The organism is Rhodopirellula sp. J20-39, from assembly GCF_057365095.1.
Window position 1 is genome coordinate 644,759 of sequence record NZ_CP195123.1, and the last position, 12,128, is coordinate 656,886.

The following is a 12,128-nucleotide window of genomic DNA, read 5'->3' on the forward strand; positions in this document are numbered from 1 at the left end:
CGGATCCGGCGACTTCCGATCACGCTTTGCCAACAGTCAGGCCAAGCGTCCAGCAATCCGGCAGCCTGCCTAAGCTTTTCGCATTGGCATTCATCGTTGTAGCCATGTTGGTCGTGGGACCGACGGCGACGGCTCAAACCCCAAGCGACCCCTACGCCACAACGGGCTATACCACCGGTCCACCGATTGCCATTTCGGGGATGCCGAACCTGTTCAGCATGACGCCAGCTTGGTTAACCAGTGCGAGTGTTCCTAGTGGTAGCGTCGCCGACCGTCTGAACCCATTTGGCTATTTGCAAAACACCGCTCCTTCAAGCCGATTGTGGCTGCGAGGGGAATACCTTTACTGGTTCACCGAGGGCATGGAAACACCCGCATTGGTGACAACCAGTCCCGATGGAACCGATCAAAGCGAAGCTGCGGTCGTTGGCTTCGATCAGACCAGGGTTCTGTTTGGCAACGGAAAAATCAACGACGACGGAACGAGTGGGATGCGTTTGAAAGGCGGCTTCTTTCTGACGCCAGCGGCTACGTTTGGAATCGAAGGCGAGTACTTTGGGATCGGACTCCAGGACGATGGGTTCTCCGCCAGTACCGGGCGATCGATCGTAGGACGGCCGTTCTATGACACGACCGCAGATCAACAAACGGCTCAATTGACCGACTTTCCCGACGTGGTCGATGGAAGTCTGTCGATTAGCTCCACGTCAAAATTGCGATCTTACTTGTTGGCCGGACGAGCTTCGCTTTGTCCCACTTGCGGCGGCAACTGCGTAACGTGTCAAAACACAGACCGAGTGGATTGGATCGTCGGCTACCGACATCTTAAGCTGCAAGAAAGTTTGTCATTCCAAGAGGATCTGACGTCGTTGTTGACTGCTGCTCCCGGTGAGATCTCACTATCGGAATCCTTCAATACTAAAAATGAGTTCAACGGACTCCAGTTAGGTGTGGCCTATCAAGCCAACCTGAAACGAGTTTGGCTGGAATCGCTCTTGCGAGTCGCGGTCGGTCGCAACAAGCAAACCGCGAGTATCCGGGGCAACACCTCGATCACCGAGTTCGGTACCACCGAAAACTACACCGGTGGCCTGTTGGCTCAGACCACCAATATCGGAACCTACCGCCGCGAAGAATTCACAATGGTTCCTGAAGCCGGAGTCACGTTGGGCGTGCGGATCTTTGATTGGATGCATGCCACGGCGGGCTACTCAATCGTCTATCTACCTGCAGTGATTCGCCCCGGCGATCAGATTGATACCGACGTCAACCCAGGACTGCTTCCGCCGGAAGACGATCCGCTGACCGGTTCCAATCGTCCTGGCTTCAAGTTTGTCGAAAGCGACTACTGGGCTCAGGGTTTGAACCTTGGTTTGCAGTTGCAGTTCTAAGTCGGAAGCGTTCAGCTTCGTGTCGCTGTCGCAAGAGTTGCCGCCCAGCAATTCGCTCAGGCGAATGACTGGCAATCGAGATTGTTTGCAAGAAGTAGACACATATCTCGCGCCGAACTAAGACTTCATTTGTTCCAAGTTGTTAGCTGCGGCTTGGCCTAGCATGATGGTGTCAACGCCAGCGACCAGCAGCGTGAAACCGCGATCGCGATAGGGGCGAATGGAATCGCTAGTGACACCGAAAATGCCAAGCTTGATGTTGGCCGCCTGGCAAACTTTAGTCACTCGGTCGATCGCCGCCACTACTTCGGGATGGTCGATCTGGCCCATCAATCCCATGCTGGCCGAAAGATCGTAAGGTCCGACCAGGACGCCATCGATGCCCGGAACTTTGGTGATCTGTTCAATGTTTTCGACTGCCTGAATATCCTCCGCCTGCACGATCACGGTGGTCGTGTCGTTGGCCGAAGCAACATACGGTTTTAGGTTTAGCCCGTACCCACTCGCCCTTGCGATACCGACACCCCGCGAGCCCAATGGAGCGTAGCGGCTGAGTTGGACAACCCGTTCCGCTTCCGCAGCCGTATTGACCTGTGGCACGATAATGCCAGCGGCACCAAGATCAAGAGCCCGTTTGATCGGGATTTCATTCTGGGAAGGTACCCGCACCATGCAAGCGATGCGGCGACCGATCGTTTGCAGAATGGTTTGCAGTTCGGTGACCTCAAGTGGGCCGTGCTCCGCATCCAGAAACAGCCAATCGTATCCAGTGTCGGCAAGGATCTCAGCCACTGCTCCCGATGGAATACTCAGTAAGGTTCCCAGCAGGCGTTCACCGGATAAGAGTCGTTGTCGAAAATCAGCGGGCATCAATGTTTCTTTGGCGTTTGGGGAAATGGGATCAGCTCGGTTTCCACCAACCTCAACCTGCGATTGACAATCGGCACCCCCAGCCGGGAAAGCCGATTTCAATGGCATCATGGTTTACGATCGTGGCGATCGGTCCGGGCTACAATTCGCTACGTCCTCTCGTTGCGGGAACCTCGGCTAGTTCGGAGTCTTTGGCTTTCTGAGCTTTGTACGCATCCATCTCTGCTTGCGAAGCACTCACAATGCCCGAATTGCCTCGGCCGCATCCCACCATTGAGATTGTCGAAACACAGAGGGCTATACCAAGAAACAAGCGGCACAAATTCATGTCAATCTTTCTATTACGTGAAACAAAATAAACCGAGTGTCAGATTTGATTGTCGAAAGGTACGAGGCCGAAACCGTAGAGTGAGAACGGTGCGACCTCGATTCAGTCTTCTTCCGATCGTCTAGAGTTCTTCTTCAATGACTTCCCTGGCACCGCGGCTTCCTAGTGCTCCCCACAGGCCATAGGGACTGGCCGCACCAGGAGCTCGAACACCCGAGCCTCCCACGTCGATACCAGGTTGGTTCAAGTCCCCGGTGTCGACTGAGTCGGTGACAAACTTCACCGCGCCGTCGGCCAATAGGATGTGAACGCCGCCTTGGTGTCGGCTGGATGGTGGCATGGGGCCGGTGTGCCAATACGCAACGGTACGCGTGCAGATCCGTTCATTGGGCGGAAGGATGGTATTCATCCCGGATTGTGTCATGAACCCACTGGCCCACATGTAGCCGCGACGCTGAGTGACACCGGCTATATCGTTTGAGTCGTTCCAAAATTGTGGGCGAGTCTTACTGACAAAGGTGGAGCACATCAAAGCAGGTGCTGTGTCAACAAAGTTGTCGGTACTGCTATCCTTCGAGTCCCGCGGAGTCGTTCGTTTGTCGAGGTCGCCTAAGTCCGTTGCGATTTCACCCATCATCAGAGTATTAGCGAGCCCGTCCAAAATATCCCTGAACTTCATTGTGTCACCTGGAACGAAGACTCCGCGACAGCCGACGCGTGCGCCCTCCGCCCGCCCGGAGTTCTTAGTTCCCATATTGTCGTCGTAAGGGCCAATGATATTGGTCACGTGAATCGCATCACCCAAGCTAGCGGCATAGTTGGTGCGTCCCATCGCGGGAAGTCCGACTCCCGGATCGCTCGGACAGCGAAGCGTCGGGAGGTTGGTCATCCATGGGATGTAATCGTCGTTTTGTGGCGATGGCCCCATCGCCTCCCAAGGCAACGTTTGGGGCCAGGGCAATGAAGGCGTCGTGCCATCCAAGACCACATTCAACGGATTGGAGATCTGCTCCCAAGTCGACTGACCTTCGAAGAACGGCAGTAGCCCGACGAAGACGCTTAGACGCGAATTATTCGATCGATACACGTCCGTACCAACATGCGCGTCGGCGTTATGTGTTCCGCCCATATGAGTCGGCAACTGTTGATAGGCTGAGTGGTAGTTGTGGACAGCTAAGCCAATCTGTTTGAAATTGTTGCTGCAACTCATCCGCCGTGCTGCTTCGCGTGCCGCCTGGACGGCAGGCAAAAGAAGACCGACGAGCACGCCGATGATCGCGATCACGACTAGCAATTCTACCAGTGTGAAGCCTTGTCGCGGTCGAAGAATGTTTTGAGCGGACATCTTATACAACCTTGCAAAACTATGAAGAAAGGAGATTGTCAGCGGATGAGTTTGGGACCTCATCGAGATAGATCGAATCGAGAATCGGTCCCGAATTCGATTGCAAGAGTCGACCACCGAACTTGTAATGTGTGAGCTCAGAATCCGAGCGGATCAAAATTACCGCTCACTGCATCTTTTAAAATCGGGGGTTGCACTAGCTGGAAAAGGGGCCGTCGGCGAATGAACTGCCGAACGGCCCCGGTCCAGTTTCGGTTCCATCGACTACAGTTCTTCGTCAATGGTTTCTTTGGCTCCTCGGCTTCCCAAGGATCCCCATAAACCGTAGGGGCTGGCCGCTCCAGGGGCACGAACACCACCGCCGTTGTAGTCGATGCCCGCTTGGTTTTGATCACCAGACTCAATCGAGTCCGTGATGAACTTGACGGCACCATCGCCCATCAGAATGTGGCAGCCACCTTGGTGACGACTTGACGGCGGTACAGGACCCGTATGCCAGTAGTGGCTTTGCCGCAAACAAACGCGTTCGTTCGGCGGAAGGATCGTGTTGACCGCACTTTGCGACATGAAACCACTGGCCCACATGTAGCCGCGACGTTGCGTGACGCCGGAAGTTCCTGAGCTGCTATCCCAAAACTGCGGGCGTGTGCTACTTACATAGGTCGATGCCGGGCACATCTCGACGGGTGCTGTGTCGACAAAAGTATCGGTACTCGAAAATCCTGAATCTTTCGGCGTTGTTCGTTTGTCCAAGTCACCTAGGTCCGTTGCAATCTCGCCCATGATTATGGTGTTGGACAATCCGTCGATGATATCTCTGAACGCCATCGCTTGCCCAGGAACAAAGGCACCACGGCAACCGACACGCGCCCTTGCGCGTAGGTGGTGTTGGAAGTGATATGATTGATACGGTCGCCATGTGGACCAAAAATATTGGTAACTTCGATCGCATCACCAAGGCACGCGGCGTAGTTGGTTCGGCCCATCGCTGGCAATCCCGTACCAGGGTCGCTTGGGCATCGAAGCGTCGGCAAGTTGGTCATCCACGGGATGTAGTCATCGTTTTCCGGCGTCGGTCCCATCGCGGGCCAAGGTACTGTCGGAGTTGATCCGTCAAAGTTCTTATTCAGCGGATTAGAGATTTGCTCCCAAGTTGCCTGACCTTCGAAAAATGGCAGTAGCCCCACAAAGACGCTCAATCGTGAATTGGCTGTATTAAGATCGTCATAAGTCACCGAAGCACTGGCCACCGGAACACCAAAATCGTTGGTTCCGCCCATGTGCATCGGCATCTGCTTGTAAGCGGAGTGGTAGTTGTGGACAGCCAACCCAAGCTGCTTGAAATTGTTGCTGCAACTCATTCGTCTAGCTGCTTCGCGAGCGGCCTGGACAGCGGGCAAAAGAAGCCCAACAAGAACGCCAATGATGGCGATCACGACCAACAATTCCACTAACGTGAAACCCTGTTTCGAACGTGCTCTGTGCTGGAGAAGCCTGCGCTGAATAGTCATTGCATGTGTCCGGTAAATTCAAAGGAAACAAATGATCGTCGAGGGGGATGGTCCCCCTCAATGCGTTTATTTACGGTGAGTATTGCCGCAGTGCCAAACTTTTTCGAGGAAATTGGCAACTTACCGGAAGCGGTTCGTCCTAAACTTCGATTTCGGGAATGTGAGTGGTCAAGACAGTGATCCGGAGCCAACTTCGGGTAATCCTGTTGCAGACCGGCGTCACTAGGGACTGGATTGACCTTTTGATGCCAGTTTGTTGGCACAAACGAAATTGAGTCCGTAAGTAATGGGTGAAGTGCAGATCTGGATGATCCAGTTGAGCCTTCGACTGCCTGAGTTTTCTACGAGGCTGAACGTGAATCAAGCGAAAGTTGAAATGCTGGTCCAATTGCTTTCCGAGCATCATGACCAACTTTACCGATACATCTATTCACTTGTGGGTAATCCACACGATGCACGTGACGTGCTTCAGGAAGCATCGTTCGCCCTCTACGAAAAGTTCGAGCAGTTTGATGACTCGCGTCCGTTTTTACCGTGGGCTTACAAGTTTGCTTACTTTCATGTTCTGAAATCACTCGAGTCCAAATCGCGTGATATGTCGCTGTTGAGTGCTGATGTCGTCGAGCTACTAGCTCGGGAACGACGCAGTCAACAAGCCGAGCTCGATGGTCGGGTAACGATGCTAAATCAGTGCATGCAAGAATTGCCCGAGCCAGATCACGAGCTCGTCCGTTCACGCTATCTCGATAATATTGATAGCGACACGATCATGGAACAGGCTGGCACCAGTCGCCGGACGTTGTACCGCAATCTCAAACGTATCCGTCATCAGTTGATGAATTGTATTGAAGGCAAGTTGGCGATCGAGGAATATGCATGAGCAACGATCTACCTGACCCCAAGCTTCGACGCCAACTGGAAACTCTTCTTTCAAAGCACATCGATGAGCAGCTTGATCGTGACGAACTGGAGGAGTTGAAGTTTTTACTTCGTGATAGTCCGCAAAACCGCAAATTCTATTTGCAGTACATGGATATGCAGGCCGCGTTTCCGTCCGCGATCTCCTCGCGAGACACACGTTCGCAATCATCTGACACGGTGGAGCAAAGTGCTGATTGGATATCCGCATTGGTTGCGTATTCAGAAACGCAGAAAATATCCGGCAACGTGGCAAGCCGTTCTTTCGGTTCGAATTGGACGCCCTGGTTCATTACGGTAGCATCGCTAGCGGCAACCTTATTGTTTGCCATGGCGTTTTACGTTACTCGCCCATCGACCGTCACTTCGACACTTACGAAACACGTGACGGGTGGAGACTCGTTGGATTCGAAGTTGCCCGCAGAAAGCGGGCATCCGACCGTGATGAACGATGTCGTTCTCACGCAGGCCGCTGGTGCAGAGTTGTTTGGCGAGTTTCTGCCGCCGGTCGGCAATCACCTTAAGTTCCACCATGAATACGCGCTGACTTCCGGCATGATCGGTCTTCGGTTTCCAGATGGCGCGGAAGTCATTCTAGAAGCACCCAGCATCGTCGAAATTGTTGATCGAGATCGACTGATGGTCAGTACAGGACGCTGCAGCGTGCATGCACCGCCTGGTGCCGAAGGTTTTGAAGTCATCACGCCCCAGACTGAAATTGTCGACTTGGGCACTCGGTTCTCCGTTGCGGTGAGTGAGCTAGGAGCGACGGACGTACAGGTCATCGAAGGGTTAGCGGAGGTGCGGGCGACACAATCAGGGGACGCCGGTCCAGTCTTGTTGGCCGAACGAGAAGCTCGTCGATTTAGTGATGAAAAAGGAGACAGTTCGCAGTCGCTTGTCTTCGATTCCGGTAGCTATCGGAATTCGCTACCCGATCGAGTTGTGAGCTATCTAGCCAAGTCAGCCGACGACGGTGGCGTCTCGGAGCTACAAAGCGTGACTGTCCAAAGAGATAGTCGACAAGTGACGATTCCCGTTTCCGACATGATTGGTATCAAGGTGACCCATTTTTGTGGAAACAGAGATGGCAGCGTGACAACTCAGGTTGGGTATGAGGTCGATCGGTTGGCAGGTTTGGAGACTGACACGTTGTTGTATACCGGTCTGCTAAATCCAGGCGGTGCGACCGAACCGCTTGTCAAAGATCCTGTACTTGCATGGGCCAATGCGGAGGGTGAAGCCACGCCTGGTTTAGCTGTTCAGTTCAACGAACCGGTGATCAACGGGCCTGGTCCCGATGTCGTGTTCTTTGAACTCCAGTCCGTCGTCAATCCCCACGAAGGTGATGCCTTTCGCGTTAGTCCGTTAAAGTTTAGCGAAGGAATGCGATCGCATTTGATTCGAAAGTACGACATCACCATGACCTCACGCGAGGCGCAGTTGCTAACGGAATTTGAGCCCTATTTCTTTCGCACCCCGCCACGATGTCTGAAGGATTTGATGACTAACGAGGTGTATCAACGCCGTCCTGCGATGCGGTTTAGCGCATTGGCGGTGGGGATCGATCTTTCGGATCTGGGATACCCAGACGATGTGGCTGTCGAAGGCTTGTTTTTCCAGGATGCGATGGATGACGTCCATGTCGTCGACCCTGTCTTTATTGCTGGCCTGCCTGTGGGCGAAGTCATTGATACTCAAGAATGAGTATCAACAAGCGACCCCTTGGCCTTTGATCAGCTAGAAAACCCAGCGATGAATATCACATGGTGAGCCTGTCATCACTCCTCGCCGTTGACAACTGATTTGAGCTCTGCGGCGCTCATCAAATTCAGTGTTATTCACAACCGTAGTGCTCACTCGCTAGCTGGTTCTGTAGGCCGTGCATTTGCGAATCAGTTTACTGACCCTACCGTCAGCAAGTCTTCCATTTTTAGGTTGTTTGAAAGGTTTATCGTCTTGAAATATGTCGCGTTCTGGTTAGTCGTCTTCACAATGGCATGCAGGGTTTTGGATGGGCAAGAGCCCTCTCCTCCTGTCGTCCATACGGCCGCAACCATTGATAAGAAAATTGACGTGGCTTACCGCTCGTTCTGGCCCGAGCTAGAAATGACGGCCAAGTTCGGCGAACTGGGAATCAACACACGTTGTTTCTTCGCGTCCAACACGGTCAACTCGATGGGCTTCGAGTACTGCAAGTACCCGCCGATCTGGCTGGGGATTAAGAAGTACGATTTTTCGGCGTACGACAAGCAAGTGGAGGACCTGCTCGCCGCGAATCCGCAGGCCCGATTACAGTGCATGATCGACCTCAACACGCCTCTCTGGCTGACACGCAAATTCGCGTATGACAGCTTCAGCGCGGTTTCCCATGCCGCCTCCGACCCGGAATGGATCCGTATCACGACCGAATGGATGAATGACTTCATCGCCTACTCCGAAGAAAAGTATGGCGACAAGATCGATTCTTACATCCTCTCGGGCGGCGGAACGTCCGAATGGTACGAGTACGACCGCGGGCTTAGCACTCGCGTGAAAAACAGGGCGTGGCGGGCCTGGTGCAAAGCGAACGGACATGACTTCGGCGAGGACACCCCACGCGAAAGTACTCTACGAAAAGCCGCTCACGAGGACGTTATCTACGATCCTGCCACCGAGATGCAGAAGATCCAGTACTGGCGTTTCCACAATCAAGTCGTTGCGGACGCGGTTCTGCATTTCGCGAAGGAGGCCAGATCGAAGATCGGCAAAGGTAAAGAACTTGGTGTCTTTTTCGGTTACTACATGGTCAGCGACTCGAAGCTCGTGTCGTTCGGGCATCTCGACTACGAGCGCGTCTTTGCTCGTCCCGACATTGACTTCGTGATCAGTCCGGGAACCTACAACGATCGGATGATCGGCGGCGGCAGCGGTCCCCAACTGGTGCACGGAACGGCGATACGATATGGGAAACGTTACTTCCACGAAATCGACCATCGAACGCACTCCGTTGGCACGACGTGGAAGACCCAACAGGATGACGAGGCAGGCCTGACGCGGGAGGCGGCGTTCGCGATCGTCAATCACGCGTCGTACTGGTGGTTTGACATGATGGGCGGCTGGTACGACAAAGAAGAAACGCGAAACCTCATTGGTCGGCTGCAGGAAATTGCGGAGGAACACGCCGAGGACCGATCGCCATCGGTGGCCCAAACACTGCTGGTGGCCGATCCGCAGAGTGCCTATTACCTGAACGAGAAAAAGCCACACGCCTCGGCGATGGCACGCAAGTTCCGGGAAAGACTAAGCCGTAGCGGTGCACCTTTCGACGTGTACTCGTTCAACGATCTGCCGTTGATCGACCTGTCACGCTACAAGGTAATCTGCCTTCCCGCGACGCTGCTAATCACGCCTGAACGGGCAGCGATATTGGAGCAACATGTACTCAATTCCGATCGCACGGTCGTCTGGGTGTACGCCCCGGGAATCTGCGACGGAAAGAATCTCGATACCGACCGCGTCAAGCAGTGGACCGGCTCCGCGTACCAGACTGAAGGACCGGCGACCGTCGACATGGACGGGTGGAAGGCGGTCTATGCTTTCGAGTACAAGACGATGACTCCGACCGTCCTGCGTGAAATCATGCAGCAGGCGGGCGTTCACACGTACATTGAAGGAGAAAATCCAGTCTACGCCAACGAACGAATGCTAGCGATTCATTTCAAAACAGGCGGTGAAAAGAAAGTATCGCTGCCGCACACGTATCGCAAAGTGGTGAATGCTTTGACCGGCAAAACCGTCGCGGAGAACACGTCGGCCTTCACGTATCTTTTCGAGACACCGGACACCGTGCTGTTCGAGTTGGTGCGATAGGCTTACTCAACCCTTGGGGCTATTTCGGGGCCCAGATGGGCGCCGCCTGTGCGAGTCTGGTGGTGTTTGACCTTTCACCGTCCAGACTCAGTGCTGTCGTTTGCTCGCCACATGACGCATGCAAGTGTTCGCCTGGGGCGCGAGTTGCCATGGAAGTCCTGTGGAGCGGTCACAGCTGCACACGACTCCCAACGTAGGAACACCATCACGGGCAAGGGGCTACCTTGCTTCGGCATTGGCGCTTGCCGACAGGGAAGGCGACGCCCGCAGTTCGACACATTTCTTGCCCATCGCCGTACCAAGCTCGGCAAGTGCTGGCTGGCTTAGATGCCAAGCATCGCCTCGCGTCATGCCTCGCGTATCAACATAACCGCATCCACCGACAGAGCCGAGCGAGATCAGAACACCACGCATTTGATCCACTGCCGCCCGACTGCGACCAGCGAGGTTTTTCGGATCGTCGTACTTCGCGGCATGATTCCCGTCGATCACCGCGATGACCTGCGGAAAGTCATCCTCAATGCCAAAGTCATCCTTCATCTTCCCGAGCATCCCATTGAAAGAATGAGTGTACTGGTCGATCGCTGCGGCGGATCCAGAATCGCCTTCTCCCTGGAACCAGAACAACCCGCCGAACTCCCATGCTTGCCCATTCGCTTCCAAGCGATTCACCGCCTTCTGCAAAGCACCCGTGCCGTCGGGATTCGAAAAGTCCACTCGATAGTTATTCTGAACTTGGCCATTCTTAATCCAGCCGCTCAACCAAGCGCCGGGATGGTAACTGTGCACCAACAATGCACGATCACCGTAAGCCTTCTTAAGTTCCTGCTGGATCATCTCCGCCCATTGTGGCTTTGCGTTTGACTGACCGCCCGCGAAGAAGACGCGTGTGACCTCTTGCTCCTGCTTGAGATGGGCAAGTATCGCGTTCCCTACGATCCCGCCAAGGAATTCATAGCCTTCGTTTTTAAAGTGACAGTTTTTCGGAAGCTGATACTTCCCCAGTTCAGGCAGCACACCCTCGTATAGATCGACGATCGGAATCTCGCGTTGCTGCATTAGTTCCGCCGCAATCGCATTGGTTCGTTCCGAAGCACCTTTAACGTATTCGTTCGCACCAGGCGGCACGGGCGTCGTGTTGACCCAAACAAGCTTAGCGTCGGTCTGCTCAAGTCGCGTGACGATTTGTGTCAAGCGTTTTCGATACACCTCGTCGGGCGTTCGTCGATCATGAATACCGAAATTGAACGTGATCAAATCCCAATGCCCATCACCCAGCCAAGTGTCGAGTTTTTCGATCCCCATCTTCGTTGGCCCGCAATTCGCGGGTGCCCGATGCACATTGACCTTACCGTCCAACATGTGACGCACAGGCATCGTGCAACCGCGAGACACGGAATCTCCGATAATGAGCACTCGCGGTAACCCTGGGACATCTTCGACATAGTCCCATGCCGTTGACTTTCCCGCTTTCTTGGCAGCCAAGTAAAGCGGATAATAAAAGCCGCCCAGATTGTCCTTTAGGACGTTCTCCCACTTCCGTTGCTCTGCTGACATCTCGCCGGCAATCGAATCCTCGACGCCTGTCTTACTCTCGGCATCGAGCTGTTTTTGGCTACTGGGTTCGTTGGCGTATTCGTCTGCATGCACATATGACAGCAACGATGACATGCATAGCAATGTCGTGAAAACGATAACGGTATTCTTCATTATTGACCTTGGGTGATTGTCCCTTGCACGGAACCTGTGTGATTGAATGGACGATTGGCAACGGGCTGGCGACACCTTGCTGTGACCATCGTTCCAGTGGCGAGTTTTGGTTTGCCCAACATACTAGACTTAACTTCAGGCGTGACGTTTTCGAACGCTTTGTTTTAGGCCGTTTACCGGCGCCCGGCTCGTTCATTGACAAG

7 protein-coding genes and 1 pseudogene are annotated in these 12,128 nt (G+C 54.0%); 4 read left to right on the forward strand and 4 right to left on the reverse strand.

Annotated elements, in window-relative coordinates:
• Nucleotides 1-26: 26 nt before the first annotated feature.
• A complete protein-coding gene (locus ACR3ZL_RS02170) occupies nucleotides 27-1,391 on the forward strand; it encodes a BBP7 family outer membrane beta-barrel protein (RefSeq protein ID WP_486173180.1) in 1,365 nt (454 codons plus the stop codon).
• 117 nt (nucleotides 1,392-1,508) lie between these two features.
• Here ACR3ZL_RS02170 and ACR3ZL_RS02175 read toward each other — a convergent pair whose 3' ends face one another.
• From ACR3ZL_RS02175 to ACR3ZL_RS02185, 3 genes and pseudogenes are all read right to left on the reverse strand, one after another.
• On the reverse strand, nucleotides 1,509-2,372 hold the full coding sequence (locus ACR3ZL_RS02175) for an HpcH/HpaI aldolase family protein (RefSeq protein WP_473649521.1): 864 nt from the start codon (nucleotides 2,370-2,372) through the stop codon (nucleotides 1,509-1,511).
• 338 nt (nucleotides 2,373-2,710) lie between these two features.
• Complete coding sequence (locus ACR3ZL_RS02180) at nucleotides 2,711-3,934, reverse strand: DUF1559 domain-containing protein (protein ID WP_473649520.1); 1,224 nt, start codon at nucleotides 3,932-3,934, stop codon at nucleotides 2,711-2,713.
• A gap of 264 nt (nucleotides 3,935-4,198) precedes the next feature.
• A pseudogene (locus ACR3ZL_RS02185) lies at nucleotides 4,199-5,445 on the reverse strand (DUF1559 family PulG-like putative transporter).
• A gap of 355 nt (nucleotides 5,446-5,800) precedes the next feature.
• Between ACR3ZL_RS02185 and ACR3ZL_RS02190 the strand changes: the two are divergent.
• The 3 genes from ACR3ZL_RS02190 to ACR3ZL_RS02200 all read left to right on the forward strand — a co-directional run bounded on the left by ACR3ZL_RS02190 (nucleotide 5,801) and on the right by ACR3ZL_RS02200 (nucleotide 10,215).
• Nucleotides 5,801-6,325: a sigma-70 family RNA polymerase sigma factor gene (locus ACR3ZL_RS02190; RefSeq protein WP_473649519.1), complete on the forward strand. Its 525-nt coding sequence runs from the start codon at nucleotides 5,801-5,803 to the stop codon at nucleotides 6,323-6,325.
• Nucleotides 6,322-8,070, forward strand: a complete 1,749-nt coding sequence (locus tag ACR3ZL_RS02195) for a FecR domain-containing protein (RefSeq protein WP_473649518.1) — start codon at nucleotides 6,322-6,324, stop codon at nucleotides 8,068-8,070. Before ACR3ZL_RS02190 ends, ACR3ZL_RS02195 begins: the two co-directional genes overlap by 4 nt.
• 252 nt (nucleotides 8,071-8,322) lie before the next feature.
• Nucleotides 8,323-10,215, forward strand: a complete 1,893-nt coding sequence (locus ACR3ZL_RS02200) for a hypothetical protein (RefSeq protein ID WP_486173181.1) — start codon at nucleotides 8,323-8,325, stop codon at nucleotides 10,213-10,215.
• A gap of 219 nt (nucleotides 10,216-10,434) precedes the next feature.
• Here ACR3ZL_RS02200 and ACR3ZL_RS02205 read toward each other — a convergent pair whose 3' ends face one another.
• Complete coding sequence (locus ACR3ZL_RS02205; RefSeq protein ID WP_473649516.1) at nucleotides 10,435-11,925, reverse strand: sialate O-acetylesterase; 1,491 nt, start codon at nucleotides 11,923-11,925, stop codon at nucleotides 10,435-10,437.
• Between the last annotated feature and the right edge of the window lie 203 nt (nucleotides 11,926-12,128).